The following is a 23,930-nucleotide window of genomic DNA, read 5'->3' as shown; positions in this document are numbered from 1 at the left end:
ACCCCGTCACACGGTCAAGCCGAGCCTAGCGCCGCCCGAACAGCTTCTCGATGTCCGACAGCTTCAGCTCCACATAGGTCGGCCGGCCATGGTTGCACTGGCCCGAGTGGGGGGTGGCCTCCATCTCGCGCAGCAGGGCGTTCATCTCGGCGGCGGCCAGGCGGCGGCCGGCGCGGACGCTGCCGTGGCAGGCCATGGTCGAGCAGACCTCTTCCAGCCGCTCCTTCAGCGCCAGGGCCTGGCCGTTCTCGGCCAGGTCGTCGGCGATGTCGCGCACCAGGCCCGCCGCATCGGTCTTGCCCAGCAAGGCCGGCGTCTCGCGCACCAGCACCGCGCCGGGACCGAAGCCTTCCAGCACCAGGCCCAAGGCCGACAGTTCCTCGGCGCGCGCCACCACCCGCTCGGCCTCGGCGGGATCCAGCTCGACCACTTCGGGCAGAAGCAGGGCCTGGCGAGCGACGCCGCCGGCCTCCATCTCGTGCTTCATGCGCTCGTAGACGAGGCGCTCGTGGGCGGCGTGCTGGTCGACGATGACGACCCCGTCGCGGGTCTGCGAGACGATATAGGTCTCGTGCACCTGGGCCCGGGCCGCGCCCAGCGGGAAGTCGATCGGGTCGAACGGCTGGGCCGGCGCCTGGTCGGGGCCGGGATAGGCGATCGACGGCGGCGCGTCGTAGCCGCCATAGGCCGCCTCGCGCACGGCCTCGGCGACGCCGCCTCCCCCGAAACCGCCGCCGAGCGTCTGGTAGGCCTCTTCCGGCCGCGCCTCGTGACGGGCCGAGACGTCCGACAGGCCGGGCAGGTTCATCGGGCGCTGCGTCGGCGGCGTCCAGCCGCCCTCGCGCCAGGCCGAGAAGCCTGCCGGACTGGGTCCTGGCTGATAGCCGGGAAACACGCTCTGCGGCCGGATGCTGTCCAGCGCCTGGGCGGCCGTGGTGGTCGAGGCGCGGTGCCCCGCCCCGGCCAGCGCGTGGCGCAGGGCGCCGACGATCAGGCCGCGCACCAGCGACGGGTCGCGGAAGCGCACCTCGGCCTTCGCGGGGTGCACGTTGATGTCGACCTCGGTCGGATCCAGCGTGACGTAGAGCGCCGCGCTGGGGTGGCGGTCACGCGCCAGGAAGTCGGCATAGGCCGCCCGCAGCGCGCCTTGCAGCAGGCGGTCGCGCACCGGACGGTCGTTGACGAACAGGTACTGGTGGGCGGCGTTGCCGCGGTTGTAGGTCGGCAGCCCCGCGAAGCCCGCCAGCCGCACGCCGTCGCGCACCTGGTCGATCTCCAAGGCGTTGTCCTGGAAGTCGCGGCCCAGCACGGCGGCCAGGCGCGCCAGGCGCCCCTGCGGCCCCGGATGCTCGGGCGGCAGGCGCAGGATGCGGCGGCCGTCGATGTCGAGCGAGAAGCCCACCGACTCGTGGGCCATGGCCTGGCGTTTCAGCTCCTCGGTGATCGCCAGGGCCTCGGCGCGCTCGGACTTCATGAACTTAAGGCGCGCAGGCGTGGCGTAGAACAGGTCGCGCACCTCGATCCGCGTGCCATGGTCGCCGGCGAAGGCCGCCGGGGCGACGTCGTCGACGCGGCCGCCCTCCACCAGGATCGACCAGGCCTCGCGCTGGCCCTTGGCGCGCGAGCTGATCTGCAGGCGCGCCACCGAGCCGATCGACGGCAGGGCCTCGCCGCGGAAGCCCATGGTGTGGATGCGCAGCAGGTCCCACAGGCCTTCCTCGTCGGGGGCCAGCTTGGAGGTGGCGTGGCGCTCGATGGCCACCGGCAGCTCCTCGGCGCTCATGCCGCAGCCGTCGTCGGCGACCATGATCCGGGTCAGGCCGCCGCCATGGGCCTCGACCTCGATGCGGGTCGCGCCGGCGTCGATGGCGTTGTCGACCAGCTCCTTGATGGCGCTGGCGGGCCGCTCGACCACCTCGCCGGCGGCGATGCGGTTGACGGTCTCGGGCGGCAGGCGGCGGATCGGCATGGAAATCGGACTCTCAGCGCAGCCGGGCAGCGCAGGCGAGCCCTGCATTGCGACGACTTAATTTGACCGCCCCGGTTGAGAACGGTTCAGCTTGCGGCGACCCGTCATCCTAGAACGATTCCAGACCTGCCGAGGACGAGAGATAGTGATCCGCCGCATAGCCGCAGCCCCCGCCGTCGCGGGTTTTCTCCTCGCCCTCTGCGCTGCTCCCGCTCTCGCCCAGCAGGCGGTCGACGCGTCCGGGCCGATCGACATCAATCGCGTCGACCCCAACGAGAACCTGGTCGAGGAGCTGGTGGTCAACGCCCGCCTGCCAGGGCCCGCCTGGTGGAAGGTCAGCGACGACGACACCACCGTCTACGTGCTGGGCGTGCCGGCCATGGTTCCCACCAAGACCAAGGCCGACGAGTCCGTGCTGCGTCGCCGCCTGGACGGGGCCAACGTGCTGATCATGGGCCAGGAAGCCGACGTCAGCCTGGTGCGCGTGATCGCCCTGGCCGCGGGCGGCCGCAAGCTGTTCGTGTCCGACAAGCCGATGCGCCAGACCCTGTCGCCGGAACTGCGCGCCCGCCTGGAGGCGCGGCTTGAGGCCATGAAGCAAACGCCCGGTGCGCTGGACGACACCAAGCCCGCCTTCGCCGGCTTCCTGGTCGCCAACGCCGAGGACGGCAAGGTCTCGATCAGCGTGGGCGGCGTCACCGACCGCATCCGCGACATCGCCAGGAGCCGGGACCTGGCCAAGCGTCCCCGCATCCAGAACCTGCCGGGCTACAGCCTGGTCGACGCCATCAAGGCGCTGGCGACCGCGCCCCAGCCGTTGCAGCTGCTGTGCCTGGACGCAGGCCTGCGCCAGGCCGAGAACGGCGAAGGCGGCATCAGGGCCACCGCCGCACGCTGGGCCGAGGGCCAGGTGCGCGACGTGGTCGCGGCCGATCGCGGCTTCCAGCGCTGCCTGGACTCCACGCCCTCCATCGCCCGCGAACTTCGCGAGGGCCGCGACGATGCGGTCAACGCCATCGAGGTCGCCCTGAAAAAGCCGGGAAAGGCGGTTGCCGTCATCGAACTGCGTTCGCTGCTGGCGCGGGACGGCGTCCTCGATCAGCTGCGGGCCAAGGGCTTCAAAGTCACGACGCCGGACGAATGACGCCGCTCGTCGGCCAAGGGGGAAGTCACATCGTGCGTAGATGCTTCGCGGCCATCGCCGCCCTGGCGGTCCTGGCGGCCGCCCCGCTGGTCCGCGCCCAGAACGCCGGGCAACCGATCGACGACCCCGAGGCCAATGTCGTCGAGGAACTGGTGGTCAACGCCAAGCTGCCCGGCCCGGCGTGGTGGAAGGTCAGCGACGGCGACACCACGGTCTACATCCTGGGCGTGCCGGGCGCGGTCCCGAAGGGCATGACCTGGGACACCTCCGTGCTGGACAGGCGACTTGACGGGGCCTTCACGCTGATCACGCCGCCCCAGGCCCGGGCCGGCCTGACCGACCTGCCGGCCCTGCTGTCTATGCGCAGCAAGCTCAAGGCCGACCGACCTCTCGATCAGGTCGCGCCAGATCTGGCCCCGCGCCTGGCCAGGGCCTGGGCGGCGACAGGCCACAAGGACGACGACTGGAAGGACTGGAAGCCGCTGGGCGCGGGCCTGATGCTGGCGGGCTACGCCGTCCGGAAAAGCGGCCTGACCGACGCCGAGCCAGACAAGACGATCGAGAAGCTGGCCCGCAAGCACAAGGTCAAGGCGAAGCCGGCCGCCGTCTACAAGGCCATGCCGATGATCAAGACGCTGGTGAAACAGCATTCCGAGGAGGCGGGCCTGATCTGCCTGGAGGGCGTGATCGACGAGGTCGAGGCAGGTCCCGAGCCGGTGCGCCGGGCCGCACGCGCCTGGGCCAACGGCGAGGTCCGCGCCGCTGTCCACGCCCCGCGCCAGGGCCAGCGCTGCGTCATGGCCCTGCCCGGCATGGCCGAGGAGTTCCGCCGCATGTCGGCCGCCCAGGTCGAGGCGGTGTCCCAGGCCATGAAGACCCCGGGCAAGGCGGTGGCGGTGTTCTCGCTGCGCGGCCTGGTGGCCGAGGACGGGGTGCTGGAGAAGCTGCGGGCGCGCGGCTTCAAGGTGACCACGCCCGACAGCGCGAACTGACCGCCGCCCCTACCCGCCCTTGCGCCGCAGCCTCGGCGTGATCGTCGCGGTCATCAACCGTCCCTCGCGGATCAGGGTGAAGGGCGTGGCCACGTCGATGCAGGCGTGGTCCAGCGCCCGCAGCAGGTCGTCGAGGCCGGTCAGCGGCCGCTCGCCGGCCCTGACCAGCAGGTCGCCGGCCCGCACGCCGGCCTTGGCGGCCGGACCGCCCGGGTCGGCCTGGGCGACGAACACCGCATAGCCCTGGGTGACGCCGGTCGAGCGGGCCAGCAGCGGCGGCAACGGCGCCTGCTGGGCGACGACGCCGATCGAGGCCCGTCGCACCTGGCCGTGGGCCAGAAGCTCGCCGATCACGAAGCGGGCGGTGTTGGCCGCCACGGCGAAGCACAGGCCCGGATAGCCGGCGATGACGGCGGTGGCCACGCCCACCACCTCGCCGTTCGAAGCCACCAGCGGACCGCCGCTATTGCCGGGATTGAGCGCCGCGTCGGTCTGGATCAGGTCCTCGATCAGGCGGCCCCGCTCGCCGCGCAGGGACCGGCCGAGCGCCGAGACCACGCCGGTGGTCACCGTGGCCTCGAACCCCAGCGGCGCGCCGATGGCGATGACCAGCTGCCCGCGCCGCAGGGCCTTGGAGTTTCCCAGCCGCACGACGGGCAGGTCGACGGCCTGGTCGATCTTCAGCAAGGCCAGGTCGGTGTCGGGATCGTCGCCCACGCAGCGGGCCGTCAGGCTGCGCCCCTCGGCGGTGACCGCCACGAAGCGGCGCGCGCCCTGCACCACATGGCTGTTGGTCAGGACGATCCCGCCCTCGGCCACCACGAAGCCCGAGCCGACGCCCTGCACATTGGCGTCGTCCAGCATCGGGTGGATGCGCAGGACGCTGGGCCCCACCGTCTCGACGGCGCGCACCACGGCGTTGGAATAGGCGTCCAGCAGGTCGCCCTCGTCGACGCGGGGCGGCGCGGGCGGCGGACCGCTTCCTGCGTCGAACACGAACTGGGCCTCGGCCGGCCAGGCCAGGATCTCGCGCGCCCGCATCGGACGCGGGCGCCTGGCCCTCGCGAACAGCTCGTACTTGCGCGCCTTCATCCCCCGCCCCCCGACGGCAACCAGCGGCGACCGCCGGGGGAGAAGGTTAACGACGGCGACGCGCGCCGATCAAGCCCGGCTCAGCGCGGGGCTTGAGCAATGGCCGACGGCGCGACGCTGGCCACTGGGATCACGAAGCCCGCAGGCCTCGGCGGCGGCGAGGGCGGCGCGATCGCCGGCGAGTTCAGGCCTGCGCCCGCCGCGTCGTTGACGCACTGGGCGGTGTCGATCATCGCGTGCTGGCCCAGGCAGAAGACGTCCTCATAGTGCGGACCGGCCACGGCCAGGCATTGATAGAGGTTCAGCTTGGCGATCTTCATGCAGAAGCTGGCCTTCTTCTCGCTCAGCACCGGCGCCAGGCGGGCCACGTCGGCGTCGCCCGCCGCGTCCAGCACGGCCAGGGCCGCCAGGGCCGCCGACCGCACCGTCACCGGCGTGAACACCCGGCCGCCCTCGGCGAAGCCGCCGGCGCCGCCGGTCGCGGCCAGGATCAGGCGCCCGGCGTCTTCCTGGCCCGGCGCGAACGCCGTCGCCGACAGCTGCTTGACCCGCGCCAGGCGCCCGGCGGTGTCGGCCACCGCGCCCTTCGACCAGGTCTGGTGCTGGATGTCGTAGGCCGATTGCTTGACCGCCCTGCCGGCCACGGCCAGCGGCGCGCCACGCCCTTGCAGGGCCATCTGCGCCCGGGCGGCGGCAAGACCCACGCCCTCGATCTCGACCACGCTGTCGGGCGAGGCCAGCAGGCGCTCGACCAGCGCCTCGCGCGAGGTCTGGCGGGCCGCATCACGCACGCCGTCGATGAAGGCCGGCTCCTGCAGCGCCGCGATGGCGCCGTAGGCGATCATGCCGGTCTCCAGCTGCTCGGCCTTGTAGGCCGAACCGGCGACCAGGGCCCGGGCCACGCCCTCGCCGTTCGTGAACACGGCCGGCGAGATCGATCCCGCGCCCCGTGTATAGGTCTCGAAGGCGCTGGCCGCGGCCACGACCTCCTGCGCCAGGCTGACGCCCGGCGCTTCACGCTCCTGGCGAGCGCTCGCCAGTCCGCCCATGGCCAGGACGGCTACCGCCGCGCCCGCCACCATCCAATGCTTGTTCCACGCCATGCCCGAAAGCCTCCCGACTGCGGGCGTATTGGGCGGCGAACGCGGTTGCCGAGATCATAATCGCCATGGCGAATCGGACATTAACCTCCGTGTATTCGATCAGTTTTCACGCGCAAAATGTCGCACCCCGAACAGCGAAGTTCACTTAAGTCTGAGACACGACAAATCTTCCAGGCGCTATGTCAACATCACAACTCTTGCGAAGACGCCACCACCACACCCGAATGGCGAACTGGACAATAACCGCCACGCCCGCAAGAAACGGGCGGACAGCGAAAGACGCCCGACGCATAGTGTCGCCATGCCGACTTTCGCCCCTGTCCGCCTGATCCTCGACCGCGCGCCCAGCCCGATCGGCGAGCTGCTGCTGGCCAGCGACGGCGAAGGCCGGCTGCGGGCGGTCGACTTCCACGACTACGAGCCGCGGATGCTGCGCCTGCTGCGGCTGCACTACGGCGAGACGACGCTGGAGGCCGGCGCCGCGCCGGCGGCGACCCGCGCGGCCCTGGCGGCCTATTTCGCGGGCGACCTGGCCGCGCTCGCGACGATCGCCTGGACCACCGGCGGCACCGCGTTCCAGCAGGCGGTGTGGCGCGCCCTGGGCGACGTCGCACCGGGGACCACCCTGACCTACGCCGCGCTGGCCGCGCGCATCGGCAAGCCGGCGGCGGTGCGCGCCGTCGGGGCGGCCAACGGCGCAAACCCGCTCAGCATCGTCGTGCCGTGCCACCGCCTGGTCGGGGCGGACGGCGCCCTCACCGGCTACGGCGGGGGCGTCGAGCGCAAGGCCTGGCTGCTAGCTCACGAAGGGGCGCGGCCGCGCGGCTGAGCCTCCGGCGATCTCGCCGCGGGCCAGGGCGCTCATCAGCGCCTCGCCATCGAACGTGGCCCACAGGGTGCCGATCTTGGCGATGTCGGCGGGCGTGACCTTGCCGCCCTCGCCCGTGCCGTTGACCATGCCGGCCATCGGCGCGCCGAACTGGCGAGCCAGCACGGCCCCGTCGGCCGAGACCAGCAGGTTGCACGGCAGGCCTGGACGAGCCGGACCGTTGGGCGTCTCGCGCATGCTCAGCGCCTGGAACAGCCCCTTGGAGTCGGCGCCGCGATCGATCACCGGCGCGAACACGCCGGCCTTGTGCTTCTTGAGCACGAAACCCGCCTCGGCGGCCGTGATAGGCTCGCGCGGCGAGGTCAGGATCGGCAGGATGCGGAAGCTCTTGCCGCCGAACTTCTCCTGGAGCCTGGCCAGGTCGCCCAGCTCATGAAGGCACGGCGCGCACCAGGGCGCCCACAGCGACACCAGGGTCAGGCCCGGCTGCAGCTTCAGCGGCGCCACGCCTTCGCGGCGCTCGACGTTCACCACGGGAACCGTCAGCCCCGCCGGCGGCTCGCGGAACGCTCTCGCCATGCGGTTGCCGCGCAGGGCCGGCGTGTCGAGCACCTTGGCCGGATCGCCCAGAACCGGAACCCTCGTCTGCGCCCCGGCCACGCCAGTCCCAAGGCCCGTCAGGGCCGCCGCGCCGGCCATCGCCCCGCGCCTCGTCCACGTCGCCATCCCGCTCTCCGTCGCTGGAAACCCCAGCGCAATCTCAAGTGGAACGGCGGCGCTTTTGCGGCGAAGCTTCAGACCAGCATGCTGCCGCCGATGCGGTGCAGCGGCAGGCTGCCTTCGTTGAAGAACGGCAGGGCCAGGGTGATCCCCATCAGGATGTCGAGCACGACGCTGCCGTAGTTGAAGCGCCCGCCGGCCTTCTGCAGCAGCATCGAGACCAGCCGCCCGAAGGCAGCGCCGAACCAGGCGACGGCCAGCACCAGGGCCATGGCCGCGCCGGCGCTGGATTGCCAGCCCAGGAACAGGGCCGCGGCCCCGTGCGAGGCGATCAGCAGGCCGCCGAAGGCCCGACCCTCGGTGACGGCGTTGACCCCGCCCTCCTGCTCGCTCTTTAGCCCCGCAAGGCCCAGCATCGAGTCCGGCCGCGCCAGGACCAGCCCGCCCAGCACGCCGCCGATGACGCAGGCGATCACGGCCAGGATCAGCGACAGGGCGTAGCTCGACATTCGGAACTCCTAGGCGGGGGCGTGGCAGACGGCCTCGACATTGAACCCGTCCGGATCCAGCACGAAGGCCCCATAGTAGTGTTCGTGGTAATGAGGGCGAAGTCCGGGCGGGCCGTTGTCGCGACCGCCGGCCTTCATCGCCGCCTCGTAGAACGCGTCGACCTGCGCCCGGCTGCCGGCCGCGAAGCAGACGTGCAGCTTGCCGCTCGTGCCGCCGCCGCCCGAGATCCAGAACTGCGGGCGCTGGGCGCCGTAGCCGACCACGTCGATCCCGCCGGTATATTCCTTGGGCACGGCGTACAGGCGCGAGACGCCCAGCGGCGCCAGGGCCGCGTCGTAAAAAGCCGCCGACCGCTCGAAATCGGCGACGTCGAACCCCATGTGGTCGAACATCGAGAACTCCTCCCTTTCGCGCCCGCCGTTCACCTTGCCAATTCACCGTGCCAATTAACCGGGATCGCAAAAACTTCGCGGCCGCCGTCCTTGACTCACCAGGGGGCGGCGCCTAACTCGTGACCGACGTTGGCACTCGATGGGAGCGACTGCTAACAGCGACGCTCCCTCGGCCTACGAAAGCCTTTTACAGAAACCGTTCCGACGGAGAAGACACATGAAGTTTCGTCCCCTGGGCGACCGCGTCCTCGTGAAGCGCGTCGAAGAAGAAACCAAGACCAAGGGCGGGATCATCATCCCCGACACCGCCAAGGAAAAGCCCCAGGAAGGTGAAGTCGTCGCCGTGGGCCCCGGCGCCCGCAACGACAAGGGCGACATCGTCGCTCTCGACCTGAAGGCCGGCGACCGCATCCTGTTCGGCAAGTGGTCGGGCACCGAAGTGAAGGTCGACGGTCAGGACCTCCTGATCATGAAGGAAAGCGACGTCCTGGGCGTGGTCGAAGCCTAATCGGCTTCCCATCCGGACTGCTTTCCGCCTCCGAAATTTTCTAGATTAGAAAGGCGCCCGACATGGCCGCTAAAGACGTCTACTTCTCCTCCGACGCGCGCGACAAGATGCTGCGCGGCGTCAACATTCTCGCCAACGCCGTGAAGGTGACCCTTGGTCCGAAGGGCCGCAACGTGGTCATCGAAAAGTCGTTCGGCGCCCCGCGCACCACCAAGGACGGCGTCTCGGTCGCCAAGGAAATCGAACTGGCCGACAAGTTCGAGAACCTCGGCGCGCAGATGATCCGCGAAGTGGCCTCGAAGACCAACGACAAGGCTGGCGACGGCACCACCACCGCCACCGTCCTGGCTCAAGCCATCGTCCAGGAAGGCCTTAAGTCGGTCGCCGCCGGCATGAACCCGATGGACCTGAAGCGCGGCATCGACAAGGCCGTCCTGATCGCCGTCGAGGACATCAAGACCTCGTCGAAGAAGGTCACGACCAACGCTGAAATCGCTCAGGTCGGCACCATCTCGGCCAACGGCGACAAGGAAGTCGGCGAGATGATCGCCAAGGCGATGGACAAGGTCGGCAACGAAGGCGTCATCACCGTCGAAGAAGCCAAGACCGCCGAAACCGAACTCGACGTCGTCGAAGGCATGCAGTTCGACCGCGGCTACCTGTCGCCGTACTTCATCACCAACGCCGACAAGATGGAAGTTCAGCTCGAAGAGCCGCTCATCCTGCTGTTCGAAAAGAAGCTGTCGTCGCTGCAGCCGCTGCTGCCGGTGCTGGAAGCCGTCGTCCAGTCGGGCCGCCCGCTGGTCATCATCGCTGAAGACGTCGAAGGCGAGGCCCTGGCCACGCTGGTCGTCAACAAGCTGCGTGGCGGCCTGCGCGTCGCCGCCGTCAAGGCTCCGGGCTTCGGCGACCGCCGCAAGGCCATGCTGGAAGACATCGCCATCCTGACCGGCGCCCAAGTCGTCAGCGAAGACCTCGGCATCAAGCTCGAGAACGTCTCGCTCGACATGCTGGGCCGCGCCAAGAAGATCCAGATCACCAAGGACGACACCACCATCGTGGACGGCGTCGGTGAGAAGGAATCGATCGAAGCCCGCATCGCCCAGATCAAGCGCCAGATCGAAGACACCACGTCGGACTACGACAAGGAAAAGCTGCAAGAACGCCTGGCCAAGCTGGCCGGCGGCGTCGCGGTCATCCGCGTCGGCGGCTCGACCGAAGTCGAAGTCAAGGAAAAGAAGGACCGCGTCGACGACGCCCTGAACGCGACCCGCGCGGCCGCCGACGAAGGCATCGTCCCGGGTGGCGGCACCGCCCTGCTGAAGGCCTCGAAGGCCCTGGCCGGCGTGGTCGGCGAGAACGACGACCAGACCGCCGGTATCGCCATCGTCCGTCGCGCCCTGCAGGCTCCGATCCGTCAGATCGCCGAGAACGCCGGCGTCGAAGGCTCGATCGTGGTCGGCAAGATCCTGGAAAACGACAGCAGCTCGTTCGGCTTCAACGCCCAGAGCGAACAGTATGTCGACCTGGTCGTCGACGGCGTCATCGACCCGGCCAAGGTCGTCCGCACGGCTCTGCAGAACGCCGCCTCGGTGGCCGGCCTGCTGATCACCACGGAAGCCGCCATCGTCGAAGCCCCCAAGAAGGGCGGCGGCGCCGCTGCTCCGGGCGGCATGCCGGGCGGCATGGGCGACATGGATTTCTAAGAAATCCGGTTACCTGAACCGACAAGAGAAGGGCGGGGCCGCGAGGCTCCGCCCTTTTTCTTTGCCGATCACGCGGGACCGTCACCTCGCGCTCGCACCCAGGTTGCTCCAACGGCCAAGCTCCACTAGCAACGAACCTTGGAGTCGGGGGACGGGTGAATGAGCTTTCTGATCGCAGCGCTGGCCTTGGCCGCGGCGACTGCCGCCAGCGTGGATACGGACTGCCCCGCAGGCGGCGATCCATCGATTCCCAAGGTCCGCGCCGACTGGAAGACCCCGCTGTCGCCCGACGACATCATGTGGGCCTATCCGCCCCAGGCCGCGGCCAAGCGCCAGGGCGGCCGGGTCGTCATCCAGTGCACGGTCGACACCCAGGGCAAGGCCAGCGAGTGCTTCGTCATCTCCGAAACCCCGCCGGGCATGGGCTTTGGCGAAGCAGCCGTCAGCCTCCGCCCGCTGATGGAGTTCAAGCCTGAAATCCGCTGCGGCCAGCCGACCCCGACGACGGTGTCGATCCCCATCACCTTCTCGCCGCCCCGGGAGGAGAAGGCCGTCTCCGGCCCCATGCCCGCCCTGACCGACCAGTTGCTCGGCCGCCGGCTGGCGCTGGCCATGCGCATCGGCGACGACGCAGAGACCGAGATGATGGCCTATGGCGGCTCCCTGCTCTACCGGACCGACAAGCCGATCCCCGCCGAGCAGCGGCGCGCCGTGTACGACATGTTGCAGGAGGCCCGGCCCAAGGCGCGCCAGATCATGGTCGAGGCCGCCGGCCGCGCCCTGGCCCGCGAGATGAGCTCCGCCGACCTCGAAGCCGCCGTCGGCTTCTACGAGGGGCCGGTCGGCCAGTCGCTGATCAGGGCCCGGGCAACCTTCCGCTACCAGAACGGCAACGAAGCCCAGGCCGCCGGCGTGGCGATCCGCAACCTGCTCGACACCCAGTTCTGCGTGATCACCGGCATCTGCAAGGACGACGGCCCCGCGCACGGCGGCGGCAACGACGGGGGCAGCCACGGGGGCAATTGAACGACGGCCGCCGTCCCGCTACATCCGGCCCATGTTCCGCCAACGCCCCGACGCCGACATGATCCCCCAGGGCTGGGTGATCGCCGTGATGGTCGAGGTTCCCGGCGAACGCACGCCCGTCCCGCACTACTTCGCCGTCGGCAAGGCCGACCGGGCCCTGGCCGAATGGGCGGCGACGGATCTGGCCCAGCAGGCCGGGACGATCGCCTCCAGCCCCGTCGACGGCCGCGAGCCGGTCGACGCCATGCGCCAGATCCTGGCCTACCGCATGCGCGAGCTGGGCCTGAAGACCGGAGAGGCCCGGGCCCTTGGCGACAAGTACCCAAGGCGGTGGCTGTTCTGAGATCCTCCCCCTGAAGGGGGAGGTGGCCCGAAGGGCCGGAGGGGGAAGCGGCTTCTGAGCCGCCGCAACGACTTCCCCCTCAGTCGCTCCGCGACAGCTCCCCCTTCAGGGGGAGCATCTTTCCACCTTACGCAATCTTCTGCGAGGCGTTCGCATTGCCGCGCGCGGTCTCAGGGCCTAAAGCCTGAGCACAAGACGACTTAGGGCCGCCCCGCCATGATGCTGCAGATCCCCGACGTGCTGAGCCCCGACGAAGTCGCCCACTGCCGGGCGGTCATCGACGCGGCGCCGTGGGTCGACGGCAACGCCACCTCGGGCTTCCAGGCGGCCATGGCCAAGAACAACCAGCAGCTGCCGCAGGACGGCCCGGCCGCCCGCGAGGTGGGGGCGATCATCGTCCAGGCCCTGCAAGCCAATCCGCTGTTCGTGTCGGCCGCCCTGCCCCACACCATCCTGCCGCCGCTGTTCAACCGCTACGGCGAGGGCATGGGCTTCGGCGACCATGTCGACAACTCGATCCGCCGCAACCCCGCCACCGGCGCCCAGATCCGCACCGACCTGTCGGCCACCCTGTTCCTGAGCGATCCCGACGACTACGACGGCGGCGAGCTGGTGGTCGACGACACCTACGGCAGCCACCTGGTCAAACTGCCGGCCGGCTCGCTGATCCTCTATCCGGCCTCGAGCCTGCACCACGTGACCCCGGTCACGCGCGGAACTCGCACCGCCAGCTTCTTCTGGATCCAGAGCCTGGTGCGCGACGACGCCAAGCGGGCCCTGATGCTGGACATGGACGTCTCGATCCAGCGCCTGGCCGGCCAGGTCGGCCAGGCCGACCCGTCGGTGCTGTCGCTGACCGGGACCTATCACAACCTGCTGCGGATGTGGGCCGAGGTGTAGGTTGGGAAACCTCTCCCGTGGGGAGAGGGTAAAACGATCTACCCCGCCTTCTTCAGCAGCGCCTCGGGCACCGGCGCCGGGCAGTGCTGGCGCAGGAAGTCGCCGTGGCTGGGCAGGGTGTCCACCAGCTCGCTGAGCATCGGGGCCGACTTGTCGAGCAGCCCCTTCACCACCCCGGCCGGCAGGGTGTCGACCAGCTGCTGGTAGCGCTTGGGCCGGATGCCCATGCCCTCCATCACCGACTGCCAGCTGGGGGCGCGGAACATGTCGTCGACGCCGTCGCGCAGCACGCCGCTGGCCTTGAACAGCTCGATCCGCTCGCGCAGGCTCTCGGGCGGCGTCACCTGCTGGTAGGCGCGCCAGAACGGCGTGTCGTCGCGCTTGGTCGTGAAGTAGTGCAGCACGATGAAGTCGCGGATCTCCTCGTAGTCGACCTGCATGCGCCTGTTGTACTCGGCCGCCAGCAACGGATCGCAGTCGCGATCGGGGAAGAACCGCAGCAGGTAGTCGACGCCGCGATAGATCAGGTGCAGGGCGGTCGACTCCAGCGGCTCGATGAAGCCGCCGGCCAGGCCGATGGCCACGCAGTTCTTGTTGAACAGCTGCTTGCGCATGCCGGTCTTGAACGGCACCAGCCAGGGATCGCGCACCGCCTCGCCCTCGACCTGGCTCATCAGCGTGGCCAGGGCCTCGTCGTCGCTGCAATACTGGCTGCAATAGACGTAGCCGTTGCCGGCCCGGTGCTGCAGCGGGATGCGCCAGCGCCAGCCGGCGTCTTGGGCCTGGGCCAGGGTGTAGGGGTGCGGGTCCTGGATGTTGGCGGTCTGCACCGCGATGGCCCGGTCGTTCAGCAGCACGTCCGACCAGTCGAGGAACTCGGTGCCCAGGGTCTTGCCGCTGAGTAGCGAACGGAAGCCCGAGCAGTCGATGAAGAGGTCGCCTGAGGCCTCGCGGCCGTCCTGCAGGATCACCTTCTCGATGAAGCCGTCGGGACGGGTGGCCACGTCCTTGACGATGCCCTCGGTGCGCTTGACGCCCCGGGCCTCGGCGAACTTGCGCAGGAACTTGGCCAGCAGGGCCGCGTCGATGTGCACGGCGTAGTTGGCGTTGGCCAGCATGGTGCGCGGGGCCATGGCCGGCGACATGAACTTCCAGCGATCGGCCATCACCGAGGCCGGGGCGAAGTCCTGCAGGCTGGACGGATGGCCCTCGGCCTTGCCGCGCAGCCAGACCTGGTAGAACTCGTGCACGTCCACCAGACCGCCGATCAGGCCGAACGGGTGGTAGTAGACCTCGCCCTTCTGGCGCCAGTTCTCGAACCGGATGGCCAGCTTGAAGGCGGCCTGGGTCTCCTGCATGAACTCCTTCTCGTCGATCCCCAGGCTGCGGATCAGCTGGAGGAACGGCGGGATGGTGCTTTCGCCCACGCCGATGATGCCGATCTGCTCGGACTCGATCAGCTCGATCTCGCAGGGGCTGTCCTTGAGATAGTGGCTGATCATCGCCGCCGTGATCCAGCCGGCCGAGCCGCCGCCCACGATCACGATCTTCCGCAGATTGTTGGCCATCGGCCGTCTCCCGTACGCTTGTTTCTTGTCGTTCTTGTCTATTCGGCCGCCGCCGGCGCCGCGCCGACATAGCGGCGCAGGAAATCGCCGTGGGTGGGGGCCTGGGCCACCGCCCGGGCCACGCCCGCCCGCATCTGGTTGAGGCTGGCGGCCAGGGCCTGCCCGTCGATCCCGTCCAGCGCCGGATCCCAGCCGCCCGGCAGGATGTCGAAGCCGGCGAAGATCGCCAGCCAGCTGGGCGGCTGGAACATCTCCCAGCGGTAGCGAGCGATGTGCCCACGCGAGCGGAACAGCTCGACCTTGCGGGCCAGGGTCTCGGGGATGTCGGCGTCGCGGGTGGTGCGCCAGAACGGCGTGTCGCCCCGCTGGGCGGCCTTGTAGTGCAGCACCACGAAGTCGCGCACCCGCTCCATCTCGCGGCGGGACCAGTCGTTGAACTCGTCGACCACGGCCGGATCGAAGCTACGGTCCGGGAACAGGGCCTTGAGCTTCTCGATGCCCGTCTCGATCAGCGCGATCGAGGTGCTCTCCAGCGGCTCGAGGAAGCCCGACGCCAGGCCCAGGGCCACGACGTTGCGGTTCCACACCTGCTTGCGGCGGCCGGGGGTGAAGCGGATCAGGCGCGGCTCGTGCAGCAGCCGGTCTGGCACGGCGGCGACCAGCTCGGCCTTGGCGGCCTCGTCGTCGATGTGGCGGCTCGAATAGACGTAGCCGTTGCCGTAGCGGTGCTGCAGCGGAATGCGCCAGCGCCAGCCGGCGCTGTGGGCGGTGACGTCGGTATAGGGCGGAGGCTGCGCGCCCTCCGGAGGCTGGCTCTGCACGGCCAGCGCCCGGTCGCAGAACAGCCACCGCGACCAGTCCTCGTAGCCGGTTCCCAGCACCTCCTCGATCAGCAGGCCGCGAAAGCCCGAGCAGTCGATGAAGAGCTCGCCCTCGATGTTTGCGCCTGTATGCAGGTCCAGCGAGGCGACGAAACCGTCCTCTGGGCGCAGGTTGACCTTCACGACCTTGGCGTCGATGCGCCTGACGCCGTTGGCCTCGGCCACGCGGCGCATCAGCTGGGCGAACAGGGCCGCGTCGAAGTGCAGCGCCCAGTCGAACACCGACAGGCTGGAGGGCGGATTGGCGGTCGGCACGGTGAACTTGCCCGCCGCCGCCAGGCTGGCGCCCAGCGAATACTCGCCCATTTCGCCCACGTCGGCGGAGGCGCGGGCCTTCAGCCAATAGTGCTGGAAGGGAACGCCGTTCAGGTCCTGGCCGTACAGGCTGAAGGGATGGATGAAGGCCGAGCCCGGGGCCATCCAGTCCTTGAAGCGGATGCCCAGCTTGCACGTGCCCTGCGTGGCGCGCAGCACCTCCAGGTCGTCCAGGCCCAGCGACTGGTAGAAATTGCGGATGGTGGGGATGGTCGCCTCGCCCACCCCGATCGTGCCGATCTCGGAACTCTCGACCAGGGTGATGTCGATCGGCGCCTTGCCGAAATGGCGGCGCAGGCTCGCGGCCGCCATCCAGCCGGCGGTGCCCCCGCCGACGATGACGATGCTGCGGATGCGCCCGTTGCGGACGTCTTCGCTCATGGCCGGTCCTCCCCGAACCGGAAAATCGACGCCGGAAAGCGCCGATGGCCGAACCGGAAAACTGGCGCCCGAAAGCGCCGTTGAATAGCTGCCTCCCAAACAAAAAGAGCCGCCGTGGCGACCCCGAAGGGCCGCCACGGCGGGCGCAGGGAGGAAGGCTTCAGATCACCACTTGGCGCGGAGACCGATCGTGTAGCGGGGCTCGAACTCGTTCTGCGACGAGTACTGTTCCTTGCCCTTGGCGAAACGCAGGTAGTAGTCCTCGATCTCGCCGGTGACGTTCGAGCCGTTGAAGTAGACCGTCACGTCCTTGCGGACGTCGTAGCTGACGTTGACGTCGACGTAGCCGGTGGAGCCCTGGTAGATGGGGATCACCCGCTGGCCGCCGCCGCCCATGGTGCCGGACAGGCGATCGGTGCGGTAGTTGTAGGCCACGCGCGCCTGCAGCTTGTCGTCCTGGTACCAGCCGACCAGGTTGAACTGGTGCTTGGAGTTGTCGAAGAACGGCAGCTTGTCGCCCTTCAGGTCCAGACGCGACTCCTCGCTGGGCGAGTAGGTGTAGTTGGTGTCGACGCCGAAGTTCTTCAGGATCGGCACGTCCGGGATGATGTCGGTGAAGGCGATCTTGGCGCCCAGCTCCACGCCCGAGACCTCGCCGCCGTCGCCTTGCAGCGGCAGCGACACGTCGACCTCGCGGCGGATCACGCCGTCCTGGTCGGGGAAGCTGCCCTTGATGGTGCCGCCGGTGACGAAGCTGTCGATCTTCAGCTTGAAGGCCGAGATGTTCAGCATCGAGGCCCGGCCGAAGTAGTACTCGATCGCGCCGTCGAAGTTCTGCGAGCGCCACGGGTCGAGGTTCGGGTTGCCCGAGGCGCTGGCCCCGGTCACGCAGCGAACGTTCGGCATGCTGGCGCCGCAGTCGGCGGTGAAGATCGACAGGCCGCCGCCGTAGCTGCCCAGGTCGAGCGGCTGCATCGTCTTCGAATAGGCGAAGCGCAGCTTGATGTTGTCGGTCAGGTCGTAGGTGGCGTTGAACGACGGCAGCCAGTCCGTGTACTTGCGGCGGGTGACCGTGTCGCCGGCGTCGGCGTTGGTGTCGCCGTAGTTCATGACGTCGCCGGTCAGGTTCTGCTTCACCAGCAGTTCCGTCTGGATGACGCGCAGGCCGAAGTCGCCCGACAGCTGGCCGATCTCGAAGGCGCCGGCGCCGTAGGCGCTCTGTTCCTTCAGGTCGACGTCGTAGGTCTGGCCAGGCACCTGCACGCGGACGGCGTCGCCGAACACCTTCTTCTGGAAGGCCAGCACGTCGTCGAAGTCACGCGGGTCGATGGCCCAGAAGCCGGGCATGCCCTTGGTGACGCCGCCCAGGTTGTTGACCCAGATGGCGTTGTTGTAGGTCGTCAGCTTGGTCGGACGGTTGACCGTGTAGCCCTGGAACTCCGGCACGCCGGTGATCGGGTTGGGCACGAACTCGCCGGCCTGGCACTGGTTCTGGTTCATAACGACGTCGATGGCCTTCCACTGGGCCATGCAGCCGCCGGCCGGAACGGGCGCGCCGTTGGCCTGCACCGCGCCGGGAACCCCGCCGTAGAAGCCCGAGAACAGGTGGAATTGCTCGACGCTGACCGAGCGGTCGCTCTGGCGGACGCCGGCGTCGACCTTGGTGATGAAGCCCAGGAACTTCTCGTCGAACTTGTAGTGACCGTCGGCGCGGAACACGTTCATGTCCGACTCGACTTCGTTGTTGCCTTCCGACGAGAAGGCCCCGATCGCGTAGCTGTCCTTGTTGGCCATGTAGTCGCGCAGGGTCTTGCCTGCGCCCAGGCCGCCCGAGATCGGGGTGTCGAAGCCGCTCCACACCGGGCTCTTGCCGCTGACGTCATAGTGCAGCTGCGGGTTCTGGCCGTAGCCCAAGGGGTTGGGGTTCAGGTAGCAGCCGCCGGCCGAGCCGGTGACGGCGTTGCTGCGCTGGCTGGCCGGATACTGGTCGCAGATGGCCTTCGGATAGAAGGTGCCGCGGGTGCGGTCCTGGGCGTTGCGGAACAGCGTGAAGCGGTCCGGCGCGTACTGCCAGTTGGACAGGTCGCCCTGGGCCTGGCCGTTCATGCTCAGGCGGTCGCCGTTGGCGCGGATGGCCCGCACTTCCGAGGTGAAGTTGCCGCCGTTGTCGTACTTCAGTTCGAGATTGTAGTTCTTGCTCTCGGACTTGGTGACGCGGTTGACGGTGAACGAGTTCACCCACCAGGCGTCGATGTCGTACTCGCTGACCGCCAGCCACGGACGGCCGTTGCCGCCGATCGGGGCCGGGCCGGGCGGCGGCGCGCTGACGCCGGTCTGCTCGAAGTCGGTGGGACGGGTCCAGTTGCCGAAAGCGCCGCCGTCCCAGCGGTTGGAGATGTTGATGCCGGCGGCGCGGTTGTATTCGTCGAGCTTGGCGTAGAAGCCCTCGGCGACCAGGGTGAAGCCCTCGCCCAGGTCGGCCTCGAACGACACGTTGACGCCGGTGCGCTTGCGCTCGACGACGCGGTTGAAGCTTTCGAAGCCGTGCGGCGACAGGAAGTTGTTCGGGTTCGAACCGCCCCAGTCGTTGTTGCCCGACAGCGAGACGGCGCCCGAGAAGTTGTTGCCCAGGTTCGACTTGCTCTGCGCGGCCGAAACCAGCAGGCCGACGCGGTCGTTGCGCCAGCTGGCCAGGATGTTGGCCAGGTAGTCGTCTTCCTTGGTGCGTTCGCCGCGCTGGGCCTCGGCCGCGCCGGCGAAGGTGAAGCCTTCCTGCATCTGGAACGGCCGGCGGGTGCGCAGGTCGATGGTGCCCGAGATGCCCGACAGGGCGTTGTTCGGGTCGGTCGACTTGTAGACCAGCACCTGGTTCATCAGCTGCGAGGGCACGTCCAGCAGGTTGGGCTGGGCCGAGCCCATGTTGCCCGCGCTGAGGTACTGCTCGCCGTTCAGCAGGGTGATGACCTGGGCCAGGCCCCGGATGTTGACGGTGGCGCCTTCACCGGCGTTGCGCTGGATCTGGATGCCCGGGATGCGCTGCAGCGAGTCGGCGATGGTGACGTCGGGCAGCTTGCCGATGTCCTCGGCCGAGATGGCGTCGACGATCGAGGCCTCGCGGCGCTTGACGTCGACCGACTTCAGCTGCGAGCCGCGCACGCCGGTGACGACGATCTCCTCGACCGCGGTCTCTTCGGTCGAACCGGCGGTCTGCGCCAGGGCGGATGTGGTGATGACGGCCTGCGACGCGCCGGCCAGAAGGGCCAGGGTCAGGCCGCGAGTCCAGACGGACTTGCTACGTGGTGTGGTCAAATCGATCGCTCCCCAATGTCTTGTTCTTGCGTTCGGGCCGCGACGCCTTTTGACGCCGCGGTGGGTCTCGAGCCGGGTCTCGACCTTCACGCCAACCTGCTTCGGCGGTCGTGACCCGGTGATTGTCCTGTCGGCGACCCCCGGCGCCGGAACGGTGCTGCGATCCGGCTCTCAGACGCCGGTCACGGTGGCAACATTCCCAAATGTCCCCGGCAAGTCAACAAGAATGTCAACGTTGTCATTTTCGGAAATCGGCGGATTTCGAAGCGTCGCCACGACGAGGCGGCGCGCCGCGCCCCTAAACCACCACTGGAATTTCATGTTGTTTTTATTGAATATTCTGACCCCCCCGCCGCATCCAAAGCCTGAAAGACAGCGCTGACAGCTACCCAGGCGCGAGCCGCTTGCAGGATGTCCGAGAAGGACAGACCGACGTCATTTTTCGATCGAAGGGGAATCGGAAGCGGTTCCAGAGCAACCGCAATGACCCGACGGGCACCCCCAAATGACCCGCCAAATGTCCACGACAAGGACATTTTTTGACCCGCAATTGTCCAGTCGCATGACAAGGCGGTCGAGCTGCGGTATGGCTGGTCCCCGGGAGCCGCCGCGCCGCCCCTCTTGGGGGATGCGCGTCACGCGGCCGAGTCGGGTGCGGGTCTTTACGAATGACGACGATTCACGATGTGGCCAAACGGGCGGGGGTCTCGGCCAAGACCGTCTCGCGCGTGATGAACGACCACGCCAGCGTCACCACAAAGACCCGCGACAAGGTCCGCGAGGCCATGGCCGCCATCGGCTACCAGCCCAGCGCCGTGGCCCGTCATTTCCGCGCGCAAGGGGCCTCGGCCGTCGGCGTGCTGATGGGCGACCCCAGCGGCGGCTATCACACCCGCACCCACCACGCCCTGCTGCTGGCCTGCCTGGAGACCGGCCGCCACCTGACGGTGGAACTGTTCGACGGCCCGGTGGTCGGCTGGCACGAGCGCATCCGCGCCTTCATCGAGGACGGCGGCATCCGCGAAGTCATCCTTCTGCCGCCCGAATGCGACTTTGGTCCGCTGAAGGCGCTGATGCGCGAGCTTGACGTGCGCTGCGTGCTGATCTCGCCGACCACGCCCGACCCCAACTTCCCGGCCATCGCCATGGACGACCGCGCCGCCGCCCGCGAGGTGGTCGAGCACCTGTTCAGCCTGGGCCACACCCGCATCGGCCACATCGCCGGTCACCCCGACCACGCCGCCAGCACCCACCGCCGCAACGGCTTCTTCGAGGCCTACGCCGCCGCCGGCCTGCCGCGCCCGGCCCCGGAGCTGATCGTCGGGGGCGAGTTCACCTTCAAGACCGGCATGGACGCGGCCAAGCTGCTGCTCGACATCGACGAGCCGCCGACCGCCATCTTCGCCGCCAATGACGACATGGCCGCCGCCACCTGCATGGAGGCCCAGCGCCGCGGCCTGCGCATTCCCGACGACCTGTCGGTGGTCGGCTTCGACGACGCGCCGATCGCCGGGGTCATCTGGCCGACCCTGACCACCATCCGCCAGCCGTTCGAGCCGATGGCCCTGCGCGCCCTGCAGACCTTCGCCGCCTGGAACAGCAGCGACTCCGGCATCCGCCCCAGTCCGTTCCTTGCCCAGCACACCCTGGTGGTCCGCGAATCCACCGGCCCGGCCCGCAAGCGGCCGCCGGGCAAGTCCGGCTGACGGACGACGAAACACCCGCCGGTCCGCCGGCCAAGATCATACAAGTGGGAGGTAGAATGAACTCGCGTCTCTGGCGCGCCAGCGCCCTGGCCCTGACCATCGCCACGATGGGCGTCCCCGCCCTCGCCCAGGAACATGCCGGCCACGCCGCGCCCGCCGCCGCGCCGGCCGGCCAGCCTTGGCTGGACCCCAAGCTCGACGCCGACACCCGCGCCGACCTGGCCGTCAAGGCCATGACCCAGGACGAGAAGCTGACCCTCGTCTACGGCTACTTCGGCGCCGACATGAAGCCGAAGTATACGCGCATCGAAGCCTCGCTGCCCGGCTCGGCCGGCTACGTGCCGGGCCTGCCGCGCCTGGGCATCCCGGCCCAGTTCGAGACCGACGCCGGCATCGGCGTGGCCACCCAAGGCAGCGCGGCCGAGTTCCGCGAGCGCACCGCCCTGCCCTCGGGCATGGCCACCACCGCCACCTGGAACCCGGCCCTGGCCGAAAAGGGCGGCGCGATGATCGGCAAGGAGGCCCGCGACTCTGGCTTCAACGTCATGCTGGCCGGCGGCGTGAACCTGGTCCGCGAGCCGCGCAACGGCCGCAACTTCGAATATGGCGGCGAGGACCCGCTGCTGGCCGGCGTGATGGTCGGGGCCCAGATCAAGGGCATCCAGTCCAACCACATCGTCTCGACCATCAAGCACTACGCCCTGAACGCCCAGGAGACCGGACGCTTCGTGGTCGACAGCAGGATCGGCGACGCCGACGCCCGCACCTCCGACCTCCTGGCCTTCCAGATCGCCATGGAGGCGTCCGATCCGCACTCGGTGATGTGCGCCTACAACCGCGTCAACGGCCACTACGCCTGCGAGAACGACTGGCTGCTGAACAAGGTGCTCAAGCAGGACTGGGGCTACAAGGGCTACGTGATGTCCGACTGGGGCGCCGTGCACTCGGGCGCCAAGTCGGTCAACGCCGGCCTCGACCAGGAATCGGCCGGCGACGCCTTCGACAAGCAGCCCTTCCTGGCCAGCGTGCTGAAGGCGGATCTCGCCAGCGGCGCGGTCAGCCAGGCGCGCCTCGACGACATGGCCCGCCGCATCGTCCGCTCGCTGTTCGCCAGCGGCGCGGTCGACCACCCGGTGAAGATCGCGCCCATCGACCTGGCCGCCAACGGCAAGGTCAGCCAGGCCGACGCCGAGGAAGGCATGGTCCTGCTGAAGAACGACAAGGGCGTGCTGCCCCTGGCGCTGAAGGCCCAGAAGGTCGCCGTGATCGGCGCCTATGCCGATGTCGGCGTGCTGTCGGGCGGGGGCTCGTCGCAGGTCTATCCGGCCGGCGGCCGCGCCGTGCAGGGGCTGGAGCCCAAGACCTGGCCGGGCCCGGTGATCTACTACCCGTCGTCGCCGCTGAAGGCCCTGCAGGCCCGCGCCCCGCAGGCGAAGTTCACCTACAACGACGGCAAGGACGCGAGCGCCGTCGCCAAGCTGGCGGCCGACAGCGACCTCGTCATCGTCTTCGCCGACCAGTGGACCACCGAGTCGGAGGACGTGTCGTCCCTGGCCCTGCCCAAGAACCAGGACGCCATGATCGCGGCGGCCGCCCAGGCCGGGAAGCCGACCGTCGTCGTGCTCGAGACCGGCGGCCCGGTGACCATGCCGTGGCTCAAGGACGTCGGCGCGGTGTTGCAGGCCTGGTTCCCGGGCACGAGCGGCGGCGAAGCCATCGCCCGCGTGCTGACCGGCGAGGTGGACGCCTCGGGCCGCCTGCCGGTGACCTTCCCGGCCAGCGAGGCCCAGCTGCCGCGGCCCAAGCTCGACGGCGACCCGAAGACGCCCGACGCGCTGTTTTCCGTCGACTATTCGATCGAGGGCGCGGCCGTGGGCTACAAGTGGTTCGACAAGAAGGGCCTGTCGCCGCTGTTCCCGTTCGGCCACGGCCTGTCCTACACCAGCTTCGCCTATTCGGACCTGAAGACCTCGAGCGCCGGCGGCCAGCTGAGCGTGTCGTTCAAGGTGACCAACACCGGCAAGCGGGCCGGCAAGGACGTGCCGCAGGTCTATGTCTCGCCCAAGGCCGGCGGCTGGGAGGCTCCGCGCCGCCTGGCTGGCTTCGAGAAGGTCGACCTCGCACCCGGCGCCAGCAAGACCGTGACCCTGGCCGTCGACCCGCGCCTGCTGGCGACCTGGAACGAGAAGGCCCATGGCTGGACGGTGGCGGCCGGCGACTACGAGGTCCAGCTGGGGGCGTCGTCCGCGGCGATCTCGGCGCGCGCTACAGCGGCCGTCGCGGCGCAGAGCGTGCCGGTGGGGCTGCGGAAGTAAAACCCTCCCCCCGAAGGGGGAGGTGGCCCGAAGGGCCGGAGGGGGAAGCGGCTTCTGCGACGCCGCTGTCACTTCCCCCTCAGTCGCTTCGCGACAGCTCCCCCTCCAGGGGGAGCATCTTGGAGAACGGGCCGGAGGGGGGCGGACGCGCAGGCGTCCGCCCTCTTTCCGTTCAAGCCATGCGCGATGCGTGCGGCTAAGGCTTGGTCAGCCACCCGACG

At 69.2% G+C, this 23,930-nt stretch carries 19 protein-coding genes; 10 read left to right on the top strand and 9 right to left on the bottom strand.

Annotated elements, in window-relative coordinates; all coding sequences use genetic code 11:
• Positions 1-25: 25 nt before the first annotated feature.
• On the bottom strand, positions 26-1,969 hold the full coding sequence (gene mutL, locus DDF62_RS03855; RefSeq protein ID WP_116487887.1) for a DNA mismatch repair endonuclease MutL: 1,944 nt from the start codon (positions 1,967-1,969) through the stop codon (positions 26-28).
• Between the two features lie 145 nt (positions 1,970-2,114).
• Here mutL and DDF62_RS03850 point away from each other — a divergent pair, with 145 nt between their 5' ends.
• Positions 2,115-3,113: a TraB/GumN family protein gene (locus DDF62_RS03850; protein WP_244286692.1), complete on the top strand. Its 999-nt coding sequence runs from the start codon at positions 2,115-2,117 to the stop codon at positions 3,111-3,113.
• A 32-nt stretch (positions 3,114-3,145) separates the two neighbouring features.
• On the top strand, positions 3,146-4,105 hold the full coding sequence (locus DDF62_RS03845; protein WP_244286691.1) for a TraB/GumN family protein: 960 nt from the start codon (positions 3,146-3,148) through the stop codon (positions 4,103-4,105).
• Positions 4,106-4,114: 9 nt separating this feature from the next.
• Here the strand turns inward: DDF62_RS03845 and DDF62_RS03840 are convergent, their stop codons facing one another.
• Complete coding sequence (locus tag DDF62_RS03840; RefSeq protein ID WP_116487885.1) at positions 4,115-5,197, bottom strand: S1C family serine protease; 1,083 nt, start codon at positions 5,195-5,197, stop codon at positions 4,115-4,117.
• A gap of 80 nt (positions 5,198-5,277) precedes the next feature.
• On the bottom strand, positions 5,278-6,300 hold the full coding sequence (locus DDF62_RS03835; protein WP_116487884.1) for a hypothetical protein: 1,023 nt from the start codon (positions 6,298-6,300) through the stop codon (positions 5,278-5,280).
• Positions 6,301-6,601: 301 nt separating this feature from the next.
• Between DDF62_RS03835 and DDF62_RS03830 the strand changes: the two genes are divergently transcribed.
• A complete protein-coding gene (locus DDF62_RS03830) occupies positions 6,602-7,129 on the top strand; it encodes a methylated-DNA--[protein]-cysteine S-methyltransferase (protein WP_116487883.1) in 528 nt (175 codons plus the stop codon).
• On the opposite strand, the gene DDF62_RS03825 is transcribed toward DDF62_RS03830, so the two are convergent.
• The 3 genes from DDF62_RS03825 to DDF62_RS03815 form a co-directional block, all read right to left on the bottom strand.
• A complete protein-coding gene (locus tag DDF62_RS03825) occupies positions 7,097-7,855 on the bottom strand; it encodes a TlpA disulfide reductase family protein (RefSeq protein WP_133244885.1) in 759 nt (252 codons plus the stop codon). The two genes, DDF62_RS03830 and DDF62_RS03825, sit on opposite strands and share 33 nt — an antisense overlap.
• Before the next feature lie 68 nt (positions 7,856-7,923).
• Positions 7,924-8,358: a DUF4345 family protein gene (locus DDF62_RS03820; protein WP_116487881.1), complete on the bottom strand. Its 435-nt coding sequence runs from the start codon at positions 8,356-8,358 to the stop codon at positions 7,924-7,926.
• 9 nt (positions 8,359-8,367) lie between these two features.
• A complete protein-coding gene (locus DDF62_RS03815; protein WP_116487880.1) occupies positions 8,368-8,751 on the bottom strand; it encodes a VOC family protein in 384 nt (127 codons plus the stop codon).
• A 217-nt stretch (positions 8,752-8,968) separates the two neighbouring features.
• On the opposite strand from DDF62_RS03815, the gene groES reads away from it, so the two are divergent.
• From groES to DDF62_RS03790, 5 genes are all read left to right on the top strand, one after another.
• On the top strand, positions 8,969-9,259 hold the full coding sequence (gene groES, locus DDF62_RS03810) for a co-chaperone GroES (RefSeq protein WP_058347663.1): 291 nt from the start codon (positions 8,969-8,971) through the stop codon (positions 9,257-9,259).
• Positions 9,260-9,321: 62 nt separating this feature from the next.
• The gene (gene groL, locus DDF62_RS03805) at positions 9,322-10,965 is read left to right on the top strand and encodes a chaperonin GroEL (protein ID WP_116487879.1); all 1,644 of its coding nucleotides are present in this window, start codon (positions 9,322-9,324) and stop codon (positions 10,963-10,965) included.
• A gap of 159 nt (positions 10,966-11,124) precedes the next feature.
• Positions 11,125-11,991, top strand: coding sequence for a TonB family protein (locus DDF62_RS03800; protein WP_116487878.1), 867 nt, complete (start codon positions 11,125-11,127; stop codon positions 11,989-11,991).
• A gap of 31 nt (positions 11,992-12,022) precedes the next feature.
• Positions 12,023-12,334: a hypothetical protein gene (locus DDF62_RS03795; protein WP_101715081.1), complete on the top strand. Its 312-nt coding sequence runs from the start codon at positions 12,023-12,025 to the stop codon at positions 12,332-12,334.
• 216 nt (positions 12,335-12,550) lie between these two features.
• Complete coding sequence (locus tag DDF62_RS03790) at positions 12,551-13,234, top strand: Fe2+-dependent dioxygenase (RefSeq protein WP_101718209.1); 684 nt, start codon at positions 12,551-12,553, stop codon at positions 13,232-13,234.
• A 38-nt stretch (positions 13,235-13,272) separates the two neighbouring features.
• Here the strand turns inward: DDF62_RS03790 and DDF62_RS03785 are convergent, their stop codons facing one another.
• The 3 genes from DDF62_RS03785 to DDF62_RS03775 all read right to left on the bottom strand — a co-directional run bounded on the left by DDF62_RS03785 (position 13,273) and on the right by DDF62_RS03775 (position 19,688).
• Positions 13,273-14,802, bottom strand: coding sequence for a tryptophan halogenase family protein (locus tag DDF62_RS03785; RefSeq protein ID WP_116487877.1), 1,530 nt, complete (start codon positions 14,800-14,802; stop codon positions 13,273-13,275).
• 38 nt (positions 14,803-14,840) lie between these two features.
• Positions 14,841-16,379: a tryptophan halogenase family protein gene (locus DDF62_RS03780; protein ID WP_116487876.1), complete on the bottom strand. Its 1,539-nt coding sequence runs from the start codon at positions 16,377-16,379 to the stop codon at positions 14,841-14,843.
• A gap of 165 nt (positions 16,380-16,544) precedes the next feature.
• On the bottom strand, positions 16,545-19,688 hold the full coding sequence (locus DDF62_RS03775; protein ID WP_116487875.1) for a TonB-dependent receptor: 3,144 nt from the start codon (positions 19,686-19,688) through the stop codon (positions 16,545-16,547).
• A 668-nt stretch (positions 19,689-20,356) separates the two neighbouring features.
• Between DDF62_RS03775 and DDF62_RS03770 the strand changes: the two genes are divergently transcribed.
• Together DDF62_RS03770 and DDF62_RS03765 are read left to right on the top strand one after the other, a co-directional pair.
• On the top strand, positions 20,357-21,394 hold the full coding sequence (locus DDF62_RS03770; protein ID WP_116487874.1) for a LacI family DNA-binding transcriptional regulator: 1,038 nt from the start codon (positions 20,357-20,359) through the stop codon (positions 21,392-21,394).
• 56 nt (positions 21,395-21,450) lie between these two features.
• A complete protein-coding gene (locus tag DDF62_RS03765) occupies positions 21,451-23,709 on the top strand; it encodes a beta-glucosidase family protein (protein WP_116487873.1) in 2,259 nt (752 codons plus the stop codon).
• Positions 23,710-23,930 lie beyond the last annotated feature (221 nt).

It is taken from the genome of Caulobacter radicis, from assembly GCF_003094615.1.
Classification (GTDB): Bacteria; Pseudomonadota; Alphaproteobacteria; order Caulobacterales; family Caulobacteraceae; genus Caulobacter; species Caulobacter radicis.
The sequence above is the reverse complement of the archived record's forward strand: the minus strand, read 5'-3'. Positions and strand labels throughout refer to the sequence as shown.